General features: G+C 45.5%; 18 protein-coding genes and 1 pseudogene. 11 read left to right on the forward strand and 8 right to left on the reverse strand.

From position 1 onward, the window contains the following. The first annotated feature begins 331 nt into the window (after window positions 1–331). The 5 genes from QUB64_RS20665 to hppD all read left to right on the forward strand — a co-directional run bounded on the left by QUB64_RS20665 (window position 332) and on the right by hppD (window position 5,932). A complete protein-coding gene (locus tag QUB64_RS20665) occupies window positions 332–1,603 on the forward strand; it encodes an APC family permease (protein WP_333274162.1) in 1,272 nt (423 codons plus the stop codon). Window positions 1,604–1,645: 42 nt separating this feature from the next. Next, complete coding sequence (locus tag QUB64_RS20670; protein ID WP_333274159.1) at window positions 1,646–3,055, forward strand: NYN domain-containing protein; 1,410 nt, start codon at window positions 1,646–1,648, stop codon at window positions 3,053–3,055. Window positions 3,056–3,090: 35 nt separating this feature from the next. Then, a complete protein-coding gene (locus QUB64_RS20675) occupies window positions 3,091–3,645 on the forward strand; it encodes a hypothetical protein (protein ID WP_333274157.1) in 555 nt (184 codons plus the stop codon). Window positions 3,646–3,745: 100 nt separating this feature from the next. Further along, complete coding sequence (locus QUB64_RS20680) at window positions 3,746–4,453, forward strand: SDR family oxidoreductase (RefSeq protein ID WP_333274154.1); 708 nt, start codon at window positions 3,746–3,748, stop codon at window positions 4,451–4,453. Between the two features lie 417 nt (window positions 4,454–4,870). After that, the gene (hppD, locus tag QUB64_RS20685; protein WP_333274151.1) at window positions 4,871–5,932 is read left to right on the forward strand and encodes a 4-hydroxyphenylpyruvate dioxygenase; all 1,062 of its coding nucleotides are present in this window, start codon (window positions 4,871–4,873) and stop codon (window positions 5,930–5,932) included. A gap of 17 nt (window positions 5,933–5,949) precedes the next feature. Here the strand turns inward: hppD and QUB64_RS20690 are convergent, their stop codons facing one another. After that, window positions 5,950–6,483, reverse strand: a complete 534-nt coding sequence (locus tag QUB64_RS20690; protein WP_333274148.1) for a GNAT family N-acetyltransferase — start codon at window positions 6,481–6,483, stop codon at window positions 5,950–5,952. A 124-nt stretch (window positions 6,484–6,607) separates the two neighbouring features. Beyond that, complete coding sequence (locus tag QUB64_RS20695) at window positions 6,608–8,593, reverse strand: diguanylate cyclase domain-containing protein (RefSeq protein WP_333274144.1); 1,986 nt, start codon at window positions 8,591–8,593, stop codon at window positions 6,608–6,610. Between the two features lie 496 nt (window positions 8,594–9,089). Between QUB64_RS20695 and QUB64_RS20700 the strand changes: the two genes are divergently transcribed. From QUB64_RS20700 to QUB64_RS33020, 3 genes are all read left to right on the forward strand, one after another. Beyond that, window positions 9,090–9,776, forward strand: a complete 687-nt coding sequence (locus QUB64_RS20700) for an HAD family hydrolase (RefSeq protein ID WP_333274141.1) — start codon at window positions 9,090–9,092, stop codon at window positions 9,774–9,776. A gap of 204 nt (window positions 9,777–9,980) precedes the next feature. Continuing rightward, a complete protein-coding gene (locus QUB64_RS20705) occupies window positions 9,981–10,103 on the forward strand; it encodes a helix-turn-helix domain-containing protein (protein ID WP_333274138.1) in 123 nt (40 codons plus the stop codon). A 293-nt stretch (window positions 10,104–10,396) separates the two neighbouring features. Next, the gene (locus QUB64_RS33020) at window positions 10,397–10,585 is read left to right on the forward strand and encodes a hypothetical protein (protein ID WP_442921687.1); all 189 of its coding nucleotides are present in this window, start codon (window positions 10,397–10,399) and stop codon (window positions 10,583–10,585) included. Here QUB64_RS33020 and QUB64_RS20710 read toward each other — a convergent pair. The 6 genes and pseudogenes from QUB64_RS20710 to QUB64_RS20725 form a co-directional block, all read right to left on the reverse strand. Next, window positions 10,539–10,757, reverse strand: a complete 219-nt coding sequence (locus QUB64_RS20710) for a hypothetical protein (protein WP_333274135.1) — start codon at window positions 10,755–10,757, stop codon at window positions 10,539–10,541. The genes QUB64_RS33020 and QUB64_RS20710 overlap by 47 nt on opposite strands. A gap of 167 nt (window positions 10,758–10,924) precedes the next feature. Then, entirely contained in the window at window positions 10,925–13,294 is a 2,370-nt protein-coding gene (locus QUB64_RS33025) for a WD40 repeat domain-containing protein (protein WP_442921683.1), read from the reverse strand. Between the two features lie 253 nt (window positions 13,295–13,547). After that, window positions 13,548–13,871 (reverse strand): hypothetical protein, encoded by a 324-nt coding sequence (locus tag QUB64_RS33030; RefSeq protein ID WP_442921684.1) that lies wholly within the window; start codon window positions 13,869–13,871, stop codon window positions 13,548–13,550. A gap of 42 nt (window positions 13,872–13,913) precedes the next feature. Then, window positions 13,914–14,618, reverse strand: coding sequence for an AAA-like domain-containing protein (locus QUB64_RS33035; RefSeq protein ID WP_442921685.1), 705 nt, complete (start codon window positions 14,616–14,618; stop codon window positions 13,914–13,916). Window positions 14,619–14,646: 28 nt separating this feature from the next. Further along, a complete protein-coding gene (locus QUB64_RS20720) occupies window positions 14,647–15,198 on the reverse strand; it encodes a GGDEF domain-containing protein (RefSeq protein WP_333274299.1) in 552 nt (183 codons plus the stop codon). Window positions 15,199–15,255: 57 nt separating this feature from the next. Further along, window positions 15,256–16,290: pseudogene (locus QUB64_RS20725) on the reverse strand (AAA-like domain-containing protein); the annotation flags it as partial. Between the two features lie 740 nt (window positions 16,291–17,030). Between QUB64_RS20725 and QUB64_RS20730 the strand changes: the two are divergent. The 3 genes from QUB64_RS20730 to QUB64_RS33040 all read left to right on the forward strand — a co-directional run bounded on the left by QUB64_RS20730 (window position 17,031) and on the right by QUB64_RS33040 (window position 18,135). After that, window positions 17,031–17,210 carry a hypothetical protein gene (locus QUB64_RS20730; protein ID WP_333274133.1) on the forward strand — a complete coding sequence of 60 codons (180 nt, stop codon included), beginning with the start codon at window positions 17,031–17,033 and terminating at the stop codon, window positions 17,208–17,210. 188 nt (window positions 17,211–17,398) lie between these two features. Then, window positions 17,399–17,773 (forward strand): transposase, encoded by a 375-nt coding sequence (locus QUB64_RS20735; protein ID WP_333274131.1) that lies wholly within the window; start codon window positions 17,399–17,401, stop codon window positions 17,771–17,773. Window positions 17,774–17,892: 119 nt separating this feature from the next. Then, entirely contained in the window at window positions 17,893–18,135 is a 243-nt protein-coding gene (locus QUB64_RS33040) for a hypothetical protein (protein ID WP_442921688.1), read from the forward strand. The last annotated feature ends 4 nt before the right edge of the window (window positions 18,136–18,139 follow it).

Genomic DNA, 18,139 nt, shown 5'->3' on the forward strand with positions numbered 1-18,139 from the left:
AGGTTCGTAGTGAGGACTTCAGTCCTATGAGGTTCGTAGTGAGGACTTCAGTCCTATAAAATAGGTTCGTAGTGAGGACTTCAGTCCTATGAGGTTCGTAGTGAGGACTTCAGTCCTATAAAATAGGTTCGTAGTGAGGACTTCAGTCCTATAAAATAGGTTCGTAGTGAGGACTTCAGTCCTATAAAATAGATTCGTAGTGAGGACTTCAGTCGTTTCTCGGTAGACTTTAAGTCAATCAGGACTAAAGTCCTTACTACGAACCTCATAGGACTAAAGTCCTTACTACGAACCTCATAGGACTAAAGTCCTTACTACGAACTTTTTTTATATGTCTCCCCCACTTTTAAAGCGAGAATTGGGTGTTTTCGGTGCAACTCTCATGGGTTTGGGCTCGATTGTGGGTACGGGAGTATTTGTAAGTATCGGGATTGCGACGGAAATTGCGGGGCCGGGAGTGATTTTGGCTGTGGCTGTTGCTGCTTTAGTTGCTATTTGCAACGGCCTTAACAGCGCTCAGTTGGCGGCGAATCATCCTGTAAGCGGCGGTACTTATGAATATGGTTACAAATATCTCAATCCTTGGCTGGGTTTTACAGCCGGCTGGATGTTTCTTGTAGCTAAAACTGCTTCTGCTGCTACTGCTGCTTTGGGTTTTGCGGGGTATTTTTTAAGTGCAGTGGGTGTAGCCGATCGCACTTATCTCATCCTAACGGCATTAATCGCCCTCGCGACCCTAACTTTAATTGTCTTGACCGGCATCAGGCGATCGCAAATTGCCAATACAGTCATAGTATCGGTTACACTCTTATCTCTGACTGTGTTTATTGCTGCGGGTTTGCCAGAGGTAAGGTGGGAAATCCCCAGTTTACAGAATGATAGCTCGATCGGCTCCATCCTCCACGCCACCGCCCTGATGTTTGTCGCCTACACCGGTTACGGCCGCATCGCCACCATGAGCGAAGAAGTGCAGGAACCGAGAAAAACCATTCCCAAAGCCATAATTTTCACTTTGGTGCTGACAATGGTGCTTTACGTGGCGGTAGCAACTGTTGTTGCAGGCGCGGGGGGAGCCGATAAATTGTCCTTGCAAACAGGCGGCACGGCTGCACCCTTGGAAGTCATCGCCCGCAGTTTTCCAATTCCCGGAGTTTCGCAACTGCTAGCCGTCGGTGCCATTACTGCCATGCTGGGAGTGTTGCTGAACTTAATTTTAGGCTTGTCGCGCGTGTGGCTGGCGATGGGGCGACGGTTGGATATGCCGAGAGTCTTGGCGCGTCTCAATCCTGCGGGGACAACTCCCTATGTGGCTGTCGTGGTTGTCGAAATTACGATCGCACTTTTAATCCTCATCTTTGATGTCAAAACCACTTGGTCGTTTAGTGCTTTTAGCGTTTTGATCTACTACGCTATTACCAACGCAGCCGCCCTGCAACTTTCCCCCGCCGAAAGGCTTTACCCGCAATGGTTGGCTTGGGTGGGCTTGGCTTCGTGTTTGTTTCTGGCTTTCTGGGTGGAGACGCAAATTTGGCTGACAGGGTTGGGGTTAATTGGCGCCGGTTTAATTTGGCGGGCGATCGTCCGACTGCCGGCGAGAAAGTAACATTATGATAGATTGAGACACCATCCCGCATTGTAGAGGGCCATGCCCGATCGAACTCCCTTGTCAGCGACTCAAGAATCAGTCGCCTTCAGCGCCATCAGTCGCTATATCGCTCAAACACTAATATCCATTCAGGAACAACATCCCGAATGGATAGCTGAAAAATACAGGAAAACCCCCTGGGGTAAACCTGATTTTCAGTCAATTTTGATTGGAAAATTGACAAAAAGTTTCAGAGTAGCCAGGGATACAGATTCCCTGCTGCTGACTGCCAAAAAATATCTCCAAATTCTGCTGGTTCCAGAATTCATTAAATCACCTCAATTCAGCAAATTCTTTGCCAAAATTCAGCAGCTAGCCGCACCCCACACAGCACCAGTCCCATCACAAAACTCAATTTCCCCAAAACCTCCAACTCCCACCGCCCACCAAACAAATTCGCTTCCTGTCGGCATTGCTATCTTGCTGCTAGATGTCGAAAACTTGCAACTCAACATCGAAACCGAAAAATTCCTAGAAGGAATTTCTCACTATCCCATCCAAATCAAAGTAGCCTTTGCCAACTGGCGCAGCATGGGCAAAAAAGATGCCGAATTTCACCAGCGCGGCTATCAACTGATTCACGTCCCCCCCGGGAAAGACAGCGCCGACTTGAAAATGGCAACAGTAGGCGCCTCAATTTTCGTACATTATCCCACAGCCAAGGAGATTTTTGTCTGTTCGTCCGATCGCGCCCTCACCCACCTCAGCAACACACTGCAAGCCCACGGATTAACCGTCTTTCAAGTCCGCAAGCAAATAGATAAAATCATAGTTTTAAACAGCAAAACCGGACAAGTGGAAACCCATTCCCTCGTAACAGTACCGGAAATTACACCCGTAGAACAATTAGTTATTCAGCTCAAAGAACTAATTAAAAAAGAGCAACAACGCACCTCAACTCAGTGGATAAAAATTTCTACAATTTCAGCTTTATTTAGGGAAAATTACGGTTTAGTCCTCAATCAAGTTATTGCCACTCATTTGCTCGGCACTAAAACCAGGGATATCTTTATCAAATATCCCACCGAGTTTGTCGTCCACAAACCCTCAGAAACCTCTCAAAGTTATGTCACTCTTTTTGAAGTCAAATTGTCGCCCCCACCCCCAATACTTAGCAAAGAAAATCTAAATAACCACCAGGCACCACCTGCGAAATTGACAGATATTAATTCTCTGGAAGACTTAGAAAGCGCCCTTGTCAAAATAGTTAGCGACTTAACCGACAACTCGCCTCATAATTCTGTATTTCTTTCCAATGTTGGCAGCGAATTTCACAAACAATACGGCAAACAAATTACCCAAATAATTAAAGAGTTTAATCTGGGTAGAAAGTTTCCTAAATTTTTGCAATCCTGCACTTCTCTCCAGCTCAAAAAAGTAGAAAAAGGCTGGCAAGTTTCCCTAAATTAATTATCAAATAGCAATTATGAAATTGGGAATGGGGAATGGGGCATGGGGCATGGGGCATGGGGCATGGGGCATGGGGCATGGGGCATGGGGCATGGGTAATGGGTAATGGGGAATGGGGCATGGGGCATGGGGCATGGGGCATGGGGCATGGGGCATGGGGCATGGGGCATGGGGGATCGGGCATTGGTGCTTTTTTTCGATTAGCTCTTAGTTTTCATATCTTGCCCATTACCAATTCCCAATTACCAATTCCCAATTCCCAATTCCCAATTCCCAATTCCCAATTACCAATTCCCAATTCCCAATTCCCAATTACCAATTACCAATTACCAATTACCAATTACCAATTACCAATTACCAATTCCCAATTCCCAATTCCCCATTCCCCATGCCCCATGCCCCATTCCCAATTCCCAATTACCAATTCCCAATTCCCAATTCCCAATTCCCAATTACCAATTACCAATTACCAATTACCAATTACCAATTACCAATTCCCAATTCCCCATTCCCCATTCCCCATGCCCCATGCCCCATTCCCCATTCCCAATTCCCAATTACCAATTACCAATTCTCAATTCCCTGTTTGATCCATGCCCCATTCCCCATGCCCCATGCCCCATTCCCCATTCCCAATTAAGAGCAACTTGAGTTATCATACAATCGGGACGTAAAGAAATGTAAAGGGATATGCAGGACAAAGTTGTGGTTGTGGTGGGTGCGACTGGCGGCATCGGTTCAGCAGTAGCCCGGAAACTCGCCGACGCGGGTGCGACGCTAGTGCTCGCCGCCAGAGACAGCACTAAATTAGACGCTTTAGCAAGCGAACTTTCGACAACAGAGGTACTGTGCGTACCGACAGACATCACCGATTTGGCGCAAGTCGAGACGCTGATGCAAAAAGCTGCGGGGCATTTCGGACAAATTGATGCCCTCGTAAACGCCGCCGGTGCGGGAATTCTCAAGCAGTGGAACAAGTTAGAACCCGCTGATTTAGATGCGATGCTTGACTTGAACTTGAAAGGCAGTTTTTACACCTCTCAAGCCGCCGCGAATGTGATGAAAGACCGCAAATCCGGCCACATCTGCAATGTCATCGGGATTTTGGGGAAGCATTCGATGGCGATGGGAACCGCTTACTGCGCTTCAAAGTTTGGGGTAGTTGGTTTCAGCAAGTGCATGGCAGATGAGCTGCGACGCTACGGCATTAAATTTACGCTATTCTATTTTGGCGGGGTGGATTCTCCGTTTTGGGATAATGTGAGTTTAAAGGTAGACAGGTCAAAAATGCTTAGTACAGAAACTGCTGCAAATGCGATTATGTTTGCTCTTTCTTCTGACCCGCAAGCTGTGCCACTAGAAATTAATATTCAGCCCGAAAGTCATTTGTTCTTTTAGTAGTTTGTAGGTGCGCATTGCGCACCGATTGAGTCCATCCTAAGAGCAGGTCAACCATTTTTTGAACCCAGAACTGTTAGCGAAGGCCTCACCACAAAACTCCAGTCATCCCAGACACGTATCCACTCAATAAATCGGGGTAGAGTACCGTGTTCGGAACGAATTTGCGATGTTTGATGCTCGTCAGTGAGAGATTTCCCCCAATTTATTGAGCGGATACCCAGACACCGCGTTTCTTTTAAGTGCTGATGTATTTCTGCCTTCAGAGGGAGCTAGGATATTCGATTTTTGGGTTATTATTAAGCGAATAGACAAAAAACTAATGAAAAATCTCCATTCCTCAGTCTCTCCCTTGCAGTTTAGGCCTGAAAATCAACCGATTTTCAATTTTTCACGTTCCATTTTCAATTATTGATTATGGAGTTCGATCGCATTCAGTTTCACGTTGAAAATGCTAAAGTATCCCGCGACTGGTTTATCAGCCACTTAGGCTTTCAATCAATAGCAGGTTATGCCAACAGCCACACTCGGACTGAAATAGTCAGCAGCGGAAATGTATGTTTTGTTTTATCTTCGCCCTTGACGCCCGCTAGTCCCGCTGCTAGTTGGTTGAAGTGCCATCCTCCCGGGATTGCCGATGTGGGTTTCCGGGTAAAAAATATCGAATTAGCGGTAGCTAGAGCGGCTGGGGCAGGGGCTAAAATCCTGGAACCGATTCAAGAATACCTCACAGGAGGAGGCGGTTTTAAACGGGCAAAAATCGCTGGTTGGGGAGATTTAAGCCACACCCTGGTTGAGCGCATTGGCGATAATTCACTGCTACTGACTTATCGTAAGCCGCCACTGTTTACTCTCATAGATCATGTAGTTTTAAATGTTGAATCGGGCGATTTGTCAAGTGCTGTTAGTTGGTATCAAAAAATATTCGGTTTTCAACCGCAGCAAAATTTTGATATTCAAACTGAGAAGTCGGCTTTGCGCAGCCAAGTTATGGTGCACGCTGAGGGTGGGGTGCAGTTTCCGATTAATGAACCGGCATCGGCTAATTCTCAAGTTCAAGAGTTTTTGAGTGTAAATCGGGGGCCGGGAATTCAGCACATGGCTTTGCAAACTGCTGATATTGTGGCGGTTGTTGCAGAATTGCGATCGCGCGGTTTGCCTTTTTTGCCTGTTCCTCCAACATATTACTCCCAATTGCAGCAGCGGCAAAACTATTTGCCCGCAGATTGGCAAGCCATTGCAGCTTCGGAAGTTTTGGCAGATTGGCAAGCAGATACTCCCGCTGCGATGCTGCTGCAAATCTTTACCCAGCCGATTTTTGCCGAACCGACTTTCTTTTTCGAGATTATTGAGCGCCGAGTTACTTTTGTTAACGGCAAACAGGTGCAAGCTGGGGGTTTTGGGGCTGGGAATTTTCGGGCTTTGTTTGAGGCAATTGAACGGGAACAAATGAAGCGGGGAAGTTTGATTGATGGTTGATATTTCTGGTTTTTAGGTCATGTATGCCTGTCAAGCAGCATTGTGATATCAGTCCATCCGTAAGCAATTTCTGTGAGTATAACTCCTGCTTTATTTGTTTGCTGTTCGTCTATTTTTTTGCCTCCTAAAAATTCATAAAAATTGCAGGCTGAATTGTCGCCAAGCACCCAAACTAGCATTGAATTCAAACTTGATTCTGCCAATTTTGTAGCAACTTTTCTGACAAGTTCCCGTCCGATTCCTTGACGCTGATATTCCTCCAAAATATAGATGGCAAATAATTCTCCTTGATAAATATATTTGCCCGTGCGCTCGCCACCGCCCGCAGCAAAACCTACAATTTGTCCCGAGTCATTCTCAGCAACGCAGACAAAATTCCCAGAAATTTTGACATTAGCCAAAATTTCTTGCCAATTGCTTTCTCGTTTTTGATATGACAATTGCGCGAGGTAATCTGCCGGTATAATGTTTCGGTAAGCTGTCCGCCAAGTATCTACATTAACCCGTGCAATTGCAGGTGCATCAGCGATTTTAGCTTCTCTCACAATCATCAAAAAATACTCCTTTCCCGCCCTGAAATTCTATGTTATAGTCGGCGCAAACAATGCGATCGCGCCCTTCTAGTTTAGCTCGATACAGCGCGCGATCGGCCTCTCCAATTAATCCCTCTATCGATCAACCAGTAGCAGGCACAGCAGTAGTGATTCCGATACTGAGAGTCACAAACTGACTGATCTGGGAAGCAGCGTGAAAAATTGCAACAGCTTTCAAATCGATGCGAATTGATTCAGCTACCCGCATTGCTCCCTTAGTATCAGTCTGCGACAAAATTACCGCAAATTCTTCGCCACCGTAGCGGGCAGATAAATCGCCTCCCCGCCTAGCATTTTTATCTAAAATTTTAGCCACTTTTTTTAAACATTCGTCGCCTCCTTGATGCCCGTAACGATCGTTGTAAAGTTTGAAAAAATCGATATCCAGCAAAATCAAAGACACTGGCTGTTTCTCTCTAGCCATCCGCTGCCATTCCGATTTCAATGTTTTGTCAAAACAGCGGCGGTTAGCAATCTGAGTCAAACCGTCCACAGATGCGAGTTGCTGCAATGCCTGGTTAGCAGCTTCTAACTCTAATTTAGCTTGTTCTAAGGCTAAATTTTGCTGAGCCAATTTTTCACTTTGCTGTTTTTCCTGTTCGTATAACATTCTGATGGAAGCTTCAGCTTCTTGCAATTCTTGCTCCGCATATTTACGCTTGACAAATTGCCCTAATTGAGAACCGACAGCAGCCATAATCTGAAGCAAATCTTCATCCGGCGGCAGTTCTTCCCGGGAAAAAAAAGTCATTACTCCCGCCATTTTACCGCTAGCGTGAATGGGGAAACCGAATCCCGATCGCACTCCCGCTTGCGATGCTAAGCCCGATCGCACAAAATCGCGATCGGCCACAATATCAGTAATCCACTGCCCGCAACCGCTCCGCCAAACAGATCCCGGCAAACCCGCACCCGGAGCAAAAGTAATCTGCTGGTCGTTTTCGACAAACTCCCTCACTTCAGAAGCGATCGACCAAACTCCCACCCGCCGCAAACATGGAGTTTCCTCGCTCTGCTGTCCGAGCGACAGGGACAAAAGCGGCAGGTTTTCGCATTCTTTTTCCGCACCAAATCTAGTTTTTTTCTCCCCCTCTGCGGGCGTCCAAAGTTCGCCAATATCCCACCCAAAACTTTCGCAAATAGCTTGCAAAATTTTCGGAGTTGCGCTCTCTAAAGAACTTGATTCTGACAGGATATGAGTCACAGCATACTGTGCTTGTTGGCGATTTTTTATGCGTTGTTGCTCGGTAATATCTCTGCCGATATAAACAAAATCTTGTATGGCATCGCTGTCTGCATACTTGCTTTTTATGCTTGTCTCGAAAGTAGAGCAGGAAAACGCGAGAATCAGCTTTAAACCTATTTTCGTTTGGCAAACTACTTTTACTTGACGCCAAAATTCGCTTTTCAGTGCAGGATCTGGCAGGCTGACTTGTCGCAGCAATTCCTCGTTAGTCGTAATCAGGGAGATGGATTTGCCCATTAATTCTGATTCGGTATATCCCAATAATTTCTCAGCAGCTTGATTGACTTTTTTGATTTTTCCAGAGGTGGCTGTTACTAACAAAATATCGCCTAGGGAGTTAATTATTTTGTCAATATAATCGTTAGCTGCTGCTAAGTAATCGACTTTAATACTGTTTTCGTTTGCTGCCTGAACTATGTTTTGCTGAGCTGCAATGCTATCTGTCACATCTTCGCATAAAATCATCAATCTCTCTGCATTTGCTGGTTCTGTAAAACCAAAAATGTACAAATTGAGATACAAATAAGACCCGTCTTTGAGAACTCTGGTGATTGATTTTAAATGAAATTCTTGCTCTCGTTGTTCAATAATATCTTCAAGGATTCCTTCAATTCCGATCAGTTCGGGAAAACTATCGCGCACATCTTTACCTTTGCCTACTTCCTGGGGAATGTCGGCAAAATCTTGCACGTTCAAAGATATTTCTTGAATCTTAAGTTTCCGATCGACTACGAGGTATTCAAGCCTGCGTAAGGATAACAGCTTATAAAGAAGAATATTAATACTTCTCGGGCTGCTCTCTAAACTTAATTTTGGCAGCATCTCGTTCTTGTAGAGCATCACACTCAATGGTTAGCAGGTAAAATTAGTTGTTGTTTGACTGCTATTTATCATGGGAATTTCATACTTGCGGATGCCAGCAACTGTTACCGCTGGCTAATTTATCTACACAATAAATTTTGGATTCTCCAAGCATTTTTTTCCCTGTTTTAAAAATGGCAAAATATTAATTTTTCCCACTTTTTTGGTGCGCAATCGCAGTCAAAATCAGCCTCTCTTGAGGCTTTGATTTATTAACAATACGTAGGGTTTGGCAGTATTTGTGCAGCACATTTTAAATTGTAGATTCCCTGATATTGGTGACAACCGCTCAAGTTGAGGATGGGCACAGTTTAATTTAACTGTTGCCTTTAATTAGCACCATTCCTATAGACCTTACCTCCCTAGGGGATTTGTGTCAAGTTTCGTAAAGAAGCTCTTACCTTTAAGTGATATAATATCGAACAATTTGTATAAAATCTTAAAAATACTCTGCTCAATGCTGAGACTTATCACCGACTTTGACGGCCCGATCGTGGATGTGTCCGATCGCTATTACCGAGTTTACCAGCAGTGTCTGGCCGAGACTCAGCGTGAGGGCCAAGCAGTCCACGAACTCCCAAAAGCCGAGTTTTGGGACATGAAGCGGGCGCGGGTTCCCGAAACCGAAATCGGCATCCTCTCAGGATTAGACGCAGCCCAAGCCGTCGAATTTGCCCAGAAACGGCGTCAAACCGTCCACACTCTCCCCTACCTGATGTACGATAAACCGGCTCAGGGCGCGGTGGAAACGCTCGAAAAAGTGCAGCGCGCTGGAGTAGACTTAGTGGTGATGACCATGCGCCGCGTCAGGGAACTAGACGAAGCCTTCAACCGCTGCAATTTAGGGCATTTTTTCCCAGACAACCGCCGCTATTGCCTCCCCAACGATTACGTCAAAACCGGGGATGTCAAAGATAAGCCGTTGCTGATGGAAAAAGCTCTGGCTGAACTGCCACCGGCTTCTGACCTTTGGATGGTGGGGGATACCGAGGCGGATATTATAGCAGCTAAAACGCACGGTGTCAAGGTAATTGGTGTTTTGTGCGGAATTCGCGATCGCACTCAACTAGAACTGCACCAACCAGATTTAATTGCTAACAATTTGAGTGAAGCAGTTGAGATTATTTTAGGTGGCAAGAATTAGTCCTGCCGTCCTGCCGTCATTGGTCCTGCCGTCATTGGTCATTAGTTATAAGAAGTAATCGGCGAGCGGAAAACGAACGAGACTTTAGCGCGCTCGATGTAAGCAAAACGGGCGGTTTTAACCGCCGTGAATCTTTCTTACTTCTTAACTTAAGATTTAACCAAGACAAAATACCTTAAAATATAAACAAGGAGGTGACGGAAATTGCTGACAAACTACATCTATAAGTTGCGCCCCAATCAAACACAGGCATTTAAGATGTCTGCTTGGGTAGATATGTTAAGGGGTCACTACAACTGGTGTCTAAACGACAGAATCACCCAATAACTTCAGCAGTTTGTTCAAGGAAATTACTGTGACATCAGAATCAAAAGTGAAGCTTGTCCTTTAACCAGTTTTGTTAGCAGGGGTCGAGCAACTGGCAATCCTTGGAAAGATTCTAAGTTTGACTTTGAAGGTAAAGCTAAAAATCCTCGCCGAAGTGCTGGCGACATTCAAATTACTGCATTGCCAGAACTGAAAACAGCTAGACCCTGCTATAACAGTATAGATTCAACACTTCTGGTCTAAAGGATTATGTAGAAGATGCAGTTGCTAAGTCAGACTCTATTTTATATATAATTGCTCATTCAGTGCTGTGGCATTGTGCTAATCAGTTGAGTTATACAGAATTTTATGACGCTTGTTGCGTTCAACCATCCTGTACAGACTTAGAGGTACTTGAAAACATCTCTGTTGCTAACTCTTCTACTGCTCAACTCCTCAACCTTGTTGAGCAATCATCACCGATCGACCCTGCGACAATGTAAAACGCATTTCTCCTAACCATCCGAACCCGATCGATGCAGTTTTGAAATGGCTGAATCGATCGATCTTGGAGGCTTGAATTTTGATTTTGGCAGAAGGCGATCGCTTTTTCACCAACTCAGGCGCGATCGCACTCACAGCCGCACATCTAACTCGCTCGAAACATTTCTTCATCTTTCTCTTATACCATTTTTCTAAATATCCGACAGAGATCGAGGACGATAAGACACTGTAATTATCCTCTTTCCCTGTTTGCCAAAGGCAGAAGGCCGACAATAGAGTGGATTGTATTCTATCTAATAACATAGGGGTTTTGCCAACGCTATATTAATTGTAATTACTTAATTTTTGATACCATCGCACAGATGGCGATCGCTCTCTTCCAAATCTCCATTCGTGCGTAAATAATCCCGTACCCAATCGCAACCGTAGCCGATAACGCGATCGACAGATTTCACCTGTTGCAAGTTCCATAAAATTACCTTACCGTCCTCGCCACCAGAGGCGAGGAACTTGCCATCGGGACTAAAAGCCACATCCCAAATGCCCCCAGCATGGGCTTTGAGGGTTGTCAGCACAACCGGCAGCTTGCCTGTTTCTAGTTTCCAGAGTTTAACTACCCCATCGGCGCTGCCGGAAGCCAGCAGTTGCCCGTCGGAACTAAACGCCATGGACAGGACTCCATCGCTATGACCGACGGTTGTCAGCAGCGTCCCGTCAGGTCGCCAGAGTTTCACGGTTTTGTCATCGCTGGCGCTGGCTAGCATTTGTCCGTCGGCACTAAACACCGCCGACCTCACTATTGCTTTATGCCCTTTTAAGGTTTTGAGTAATTCACCGTTCTTTTTCCAGAGTTTGACTGTGGTGTCGCCACTAGAGGAAGCAATAATCTGACCGTCGGGGCTAAAACTGACCACCCAGAGTCCGCCTTGATGTCCCCGCAACCTAGAAAGCAGAACCGGGGTTTTCCCTTCCACGTTCCACAGTCCTATAGTGCCATCGGCACTGCCAGAGGCCAGCAGCTTGCCATCAGGACTAAAATTGACTTTTCTGGCTGCACCTTCGTGTCCTTTGAGGGTTGCCAGCAATTCTCCCTGCGGTGTCCAAAGTTTGATTTTGGCATCCGCACTGGCAGTAGCTAACCGCTTGCCATCCGGACTAAAAGCAACTCCGATAACAACGCCATCATGCTTGAGGGTGCGTGGGGATAAGGACTGACCCCCATCGCCAACCTGCCAGAGTTTAACGGTTCGATCGACGCTGGCGGAAGCAAGAGTCTTGCTGTCAGGACTAAAAGAGAGTCCATACACAAATGCTTTATGCCCATTGAGGGGTTTAAGTAGGGAGTTGTTGGGTTTCCAGAGTTTAACTTTGTTGTCTGTACCCAGGGAAGCAAGGGTTTTGCCATCCGGACTGAAGTTTACACTCGCAACCATCCCGCTGTGTCCGGCAAAAGTGCGTAGGAGTTCTACCCGATCCCAAGTCCTGCCATTTCGCTGCCAAAGCTTGACAGTCTTATCATCCGATCCTGATGCCAACTGCGTACCGTCGGGACTAAAAGCGACTCCTATAACCATACCGCTATGTCCTGTGAGGGTTGTCAGCAGTCGGGGGACTTTCCCAGACAATTGCCAAAGTTTAATTGTGCCATCCATTGAAGCAGTAGCAATGGTATCTCCAACAAAACTAACGGCAACGCCAGTTGCTACAATTTCGTGTGCCTTGACGCTAGCTAGCATTTGACCGTTAACTTGCCAAATATTCAGCATTCCCTTGGCACTAGCGACAACGATTTTCTGACTGTCTGGAGTAAACGCAACTTGGGAAGTCATCACTGTATCAGCGCTGAAGGTGAAGAGCGGGGTGCCGTTTTTGCTCCACAGCCGCGCCGTTCCATCTTCACTGGTAGAAGCGATGAATTCACCATTAGGGCTAATCGCAACACCTCCCACGTTGGCTTGATGACCCTTTAAAGTGTGGAGTAAGGTGCCGTCTTTTTTCCACACTTTTACAGTGCGATCGCCACTAGCAGAAACGACGATCTGACCGTCCTGGCTGATGGCTACCATTCCCACAAAAGCCTGATGCCCTTGGAGCATTTTCAGCAGCCTACCGTCTTTTGACCACAGGTTGACGGTATTTTCCTTGCCCGTCGCCACGATCGTCTCGCCATCCGGGCTAAAAGTAACGCCCAGATTGCCAGCGGCAGGTTTTGAGAGGCGATTGTATTCATCTGCTCCCAAAATTGCTTGCTGGAGGGCTAATTCAACCTTGCTTTGAGCATCGGGATCTACTTCATTTAATGACAGCAGTTTTTTTCTGGATCGCAGTGCTTCTATCAACGCATCTAACCGATTGTTGGAGGCAAATAGCCCCCCTGAAGAAGATACTAGCGCTCGAATTTCGTTGCTCCTGGCTTGCTGTTCGCTCGCACGTGCTTGACGATACTGCCAGAAAGCGCTGATTCCCGATCCAATGGCGATCGCTAATGCCGATGAAAGTGCGGCGATAAATAGTTTTTGCAGTTTGGCAGCTTGTTTTTCTTGAGCGAGTCTGCGTTCAACTTCATGGAGTTTTTCTGCTTCTAGGGCGAGTTGGGTTTCTTGGCGATCGCGCTCTTCGCTATAAGCTAAAAACTGATAGTCCAAATCGCTCAAACTTTTGCCTTGCGCCCATTCTCGGCCATCTTTTAAGGCTTGCCCGCGCAACAATCGGGAAAAATCTGTTTGTTTGGAAGCAATCCCAGCATCAAATGTTTGGGAATAAGGACGCAGCGAGCTTAATTGTTTCTCTACCCATTCGAGGTTAAATACTTCTTGATAAATCCGGTTTTTAACTTTTAAGTATCCCTGATTTTTTTCTACTAATCCAGATAGGATTAGTTCAGTTTGTTCGCTGCTGTCATCGGTTGCGATCCCCCTGTTCCCATTCTTAAGGGGGGTTCTGAGTCTTGTTCCCCGGGGGTTAGGGGGGGTCAGAAGTTCCTGGTGTTCCCTTTAAAAAAGGTGGTTCTGTCTCTTGTCTCCCCCCTTGATCAGGGGGGGTTAGGGGGGGTGCAGATCGCAAGATTTGCTGGTAAATACCGAGCAATCTGCCCGCGCGTTGTTCGTTGTGCAGGAGGCGATCGCGGATGGTTTTCAAATGCTCTGGTTCGTCCTGAGATTGCCAGTTGTGGATGATGCGATCGCGCACTAGATTTTCCAGCCAAAATGCTTCGGTTCCGGGGGGAATTGTCAGTTCAAATGAGTTTTCTTTTGTGCCAACAATATTTACTACGAGAGCGCACACTTTTTGCGTTAGAAACGGCTGTCCGGCAGTCCAAGCTAAAATTTATTTCAAAATTGCTTGGGAATTATTGAGGTTTTTTTCTAATCCTTTCAATAACGGGTGTGCTTCCGACAATTCAAAGCCGTGTAGTTCTATGGCTTTGCCAATATTAAACGGGGTGCGAGTGCGATCGGCAATTAAATCTGAGGGCGTAGCGACTCCAAAAATCGCAAATGTAATGCGTTGGTATTCGGGATTTATTGCTCTTTGATTGTAGCAGAATCTCACCCAGGCAAAGAAATCGTCTACAGGAAAATCCAAGCTGAGAATGCTGTCGATTTCATCAATAAATATCACCAGTCTTTCTGTAGGAAATTGCCGGAGCAATAATTCTTCAATAAACCAAGATAATCTCTGAAGTAAAGAAACTTCTTCTCCCTCGCGCCACCAGGATTTTAAGTTGAATTTTCCTAACAAATCCAACCCCAGCCATAGTTGAGAAGCAACTCCTTTATACCACTGAGCTGGGGTAATATTTTCGCTGCCGATGCTGGTCAAATCGAGGCTGGTACAGATAAATCCTTCTTGTTGCAGCCGCAGTGATGTTCTCACTAAAAGCGAAGATTTGCCCATTTGGCGGGAATTGAGGACGTAACAAAACTCTCCAGATTTTAACGATCCATATAGCTGTAAATCAGCTTGTCGATCTACATAACTGGGAGCATCTGTTGCCAGACTTCCTCCTACTTGGTAGGCGTAATTTACCATTTCAGATTGTCAATTTTAGATGGTGAACTTAAAGGTGCAAAAAAGTGACGCGATTGCGCTCAGCTCTTTTCGATTGTTGAACTGCCTTATTTGCTGCCGCCAAAAGTGAGGCTACATTATTTTGAGCGTCCGGTATTGTGCTAGAAACTCCCAAACTGACCGTGACAAAGTTACTTGGAAGACCACCGACGTTAGGAGGATTAAAGTTAATTTTTTCAGCTTTCAGGAAGGCTCTGATTTGTTCGGCAATTTGGATGGCTTCTGTCCCATCGGTTTGAGGCAAAATAATCGCAAATTCGTCTCCGCCATAACGAGCTGCAAAATCAGCAGGACGCTTCACCATCCGACGAATTACCTGAGCTACTTTTTGCAAGCAATCATCTCCAGCTTGATGTCCGTAAGCCTTGTTGTAAATTTTGAAAAAATCAATATCGCACAAAATCAGAGATAGGGAAGTTTCCCGATCGGCCATCCGGTTCCATTCCGCTTGCAGGTAATTATCAAAAGAGTCACGATTGGCAAGTTGGGTAATTTTGTCTAGATTTGCTAAAGCTTGGAGCTTTTGATTTTCTTGTTCCAACTGCTGGAGGCGAGAACGGATTAAATGATTTGGTGCTAAATTTGACGCAAAATAGATACGATAAAGTTCGCAGGAGACAGTACAGCTATTTCCCTCCAAATTTACCAGCCCCAGACTCTCTAAGTGATAAGCTGATATTGGGTCTAAGCAAACACTATCTTCTGAGTCCACCACTTGTTTGAATGCTGCTGCCAATTCTGGTCGCGATTGCAGTGTTTCCCACAGACTCCGCAGATGGTTGCTATAAATTCCAGTTTGAGTCGGAGCTGGTTGTAATAATTGTTCTAGCTTCATCGATCGAGCAGTGAGATGATACAAAGCTAGATGCACCAAATAAGGCTTTCCCCCTACCATTTTTATTAATTCAAGGGTGCTGGAGTCACTCAAATTAAGTCCGTGCCGCCTTGCCAAATCCTGCACCTGTTCTGGGACAAATTCTGGTAATTTGAGCGCTAGACCGACATTAAACGGCGATTGATTGATATTTAACGAGATCTAGACTTCTGTAGAATGGAGCGCCACTAAGCGGAGTTTTTGCCAAGTTAGATCTTGTTTGGCTTGTTCGTGCCAAAATCGCAGAAGCGGCAAAAAATCTTGGGCAATCTTGGGATGTTCAAATACCAGATTCACTTCGTTGAGGACTAAAAGCAGGGGCCTGTCGATTTGTGCTAGCAAATAACCTTTAAAATAAACAGAACAGCTTGTCTTGCTGCCCATATCTTCATCCCAATAATCATCTAGATTTGGTTCCAGGTTGAGCTGGCGGGCTATGTTGGCACAAAACCAGCGTAAAAATTTTTCTAAACTGATAAAAATTGCTGCGTCGGCTTCTTGAAAATCTACCGTCACTGTATGGTATCCCCAATCAGTAGCCTGAGCAATTATGCGCAGCATTAAGGAACTTTTTCCCATCTTTCTCGGCGCTTTAATTCGGACGAGACCGCCCGGTTTGCCAATCTCTGCACAAGCACGAGTTTCAATAGGAGGACGATCGATATAAAAGTGGGAATCGATCGAGATGGGAGCGCCGGGAAATTGTGGGGCTTCTGTAGCTTGAAGTACATTTTTTGAGGAATGCGGGGAAACTGCCATAGCCTATATCAACTAATTTTCTTAAGTTTACCGCAGTTTCATTTGACGGGATGACACAGCCTCGGAAACTTTGATGGTAAAGGGATTGAAGCCACTGAATCTCGAAAAAGATCGCCCGTTACTGACAGGTCAATTGACTGATAGATCGTCTCAGATCGCCCACCAGATCGAAGGGCAATTTTTTGGGCATGAATTAAGATGCTAAAATAGCATTTATTATCCGTTTTTAGCATTCATTATTATCCGTTTCGAGATTTCCTTGTGGTTGGCGATCGCCCTCGCTCGTCAAGGGGGGTGCGATCTCCGTTATCTCAACACTACATATAGTGTGTCTGCGTCCAGGACTGAATACACAAAATCATTTCTAGAGCGCCAATTAACTTACGAATAAAGTTTAAATGCTAAAGATTCCACTCAAATGTTGCAATCTCTCATTAACTGACATATTGTATCAATTCCATCGGGGGATTTTTTGTGGGGCGGGCGGGTTTATTTAACCGTAAGGATTCAGGTAAAAAATAGTTCCTCAGAGAGCAGAAAAATATGCTAATGCAGTTAGATGAGCGAAAATTAAGACCGATCGGCAGCACTAAAATTAGAAATAATTGACCAGTTGAACCGTAAGGAGCTGGTCAAAATTGTGCTAACCCAACATAAGCTAATTGAAAAATTATAACTTGACCTCGAAAAACTCCAAGAGAGACAGCCCACCAATAGTAAAACATCATCGAAACCCCCCTTTGAGCGATCTCATACAGAAATCAGAGACAGAAAAAGTTGACAACTCAAAACAGTCAAAGTCCCAAGCAAAACGCAAAGCAGAAGGACAGCCGGGACATATCGGCAAAACCCGAAAAGGATTTGGGCGAGTAGATAGATATCAAATCAGCACTCCAGACAATGAGCGAGCATTGTGGTAGCTCCCGAATTAAGCGATCCGAATCGCAGCTCGCAATTTAGATATTATCTCGGGGAACTCTCTGAATGCGGGCGTGCTCGCGGGTTTGAATTTGGGGGGCGCCGTACCCGGAAGCCTCAGCATCAACGCTTCTGACCTGAATACAACCCCAAAGTTGTTGGCGATCGTACTAAAGTAATAGGATGCGATTTGGGAATTACCAAACTGGTTCACCTTTCTGATGGCTGCCAAATTGATCGTCCCAAGTTTTCGACAAACAAAAAGGCTAAGCGGACTCTGAAAATTAGACAGAAACGGGTTAGCCACAAAGTCAAAGGCAGTAAAAACCGCAAAAAAGCGGCGTTATTAGTGGGACGTTTCCACCAGAAGATTAGCAATAAACGACAGGATCACCAATGGAAAACCGCCAACAAAATCGCGTCTCGCAATGTCGATGCAATTGCTGTAGAGAATTTAAATATCCATGGGTTGATGCGCCGATCCCCGGCAAAAATAAATCAAAAAACTGGGAGATTCCTTAAGAATGGACAATCCAGAAAAAAAGGGTTAAACCGTGCCATCTAGTCATGCAGGCTGGGGATCTCTGGGATTGAAGATTGAGTATCTGGCTGCGAAGCAAGGAAAAATCGCAATAAAAGTCAATCGCAAACACTCTAGCACGCTCATGTAGAAATTGTGGACACATTGATAAATCTAACAGAGATGGAGAGAAATTCATCTGTGTTGAATGTGGCTATTACGAACACGCTGATATTGGCGCTGCAAAAACTATCAGAGACAGAGCATTGAAAATGGTACGTGCGGACTGTGCGGAACCGAGTGCTAGACACTCAAACGCCCAGAAGATATCACCACGCTCTTTAGGGAGCAAACGTGGTGAGTCTGGGAACCTGAGAAATCAGGATATTAAGGTTGCAAAATCTTAAGAAT

Origin of the sequence: Microcoleus sp. Aus8_D2, assembly GCF_036702665.1 — a bacterium.
Taxonomy (GTDB): Bacteria; Cyanobacteriota; Cyanobacteriia; order Cyanobacteriales; family Microcoleaceae; genus Microcoleus.

Excerpts from the sequence above, each read along its gene's own strand:
- QUB64_RS20665 (WP_333274162.1), top strand. The coding sequence starts at position 332 with ATGTCTCCCCCACTTTTAAAGCGAGAATTGGGTGTTTTCGGTGCAACT.
- QUB64_RS20670 (WP_333274159.1), top strand. The coding sequence starts at position 1,646 with ATGCCCGATCGAACTCCCTTGTCAGCGACTCAAGAATCAGTCGCCTTC.
- QUB64_RS20675 (WP_333274157.1), top strand. The coding sequence starts at position 3,091 with ATGGGGCATGGGGCATGGGGCATGGGGCATGGGGCATGGGGCATGGGG.
- QUB64_RS20680 (WP_333274154.1), top strand. The coding sequence starts at position 3,746 with ATGCAGGACAAAGTTGTGGTTGTGGTGGGTGCGACTGGCGGCATCGGT.
- hppD (WP_333274151.1), top strand. The coding sequence starts at position 4,871 with ATGGAGTTCGATCGCATTCAGTTTCACGTTGAAAATGCTAAAGTATCC.
- QUB64_RS20690 (WP_333274148.1), bottom strand. The coding sequence starts at position 6,483 with ATGATTGTGAGAGAAGCTAAAATCGCTGATGCACCTGCAATTGCACGG.
- QUB64_RS20695 (WP_333274144.1), bottom strand. The coding sequence starts at position 8,593 with ATGCTGCCAAAATTAAGTTTAGAGAGCAGCCCGAGAAGTATTAATATT.
- QUB64_RS20700 (WP_333274141.1), top strand. The coding sequence starts at position 9,090 with ATGCTGAGACTTATCACCGACTTTGACGGCCCGATCGTGGATGTGTCC.
- QUB64_RS20710 (WP_333274135.1), bottom strand. The coding sequence starts at position 10,757 with ATGAAGAAATGTTTCGAGCGAGTTAGATGTGCGGCTGTGAGTGCGATC.
- QUB64_RS33035 (WP_442921685.1), bottom strand. The coding sequence starts at position 14,618 with ATGGTAAATTACGCCTACCAAGTAGGAGGAAGTCTGGCAACAGATGCT.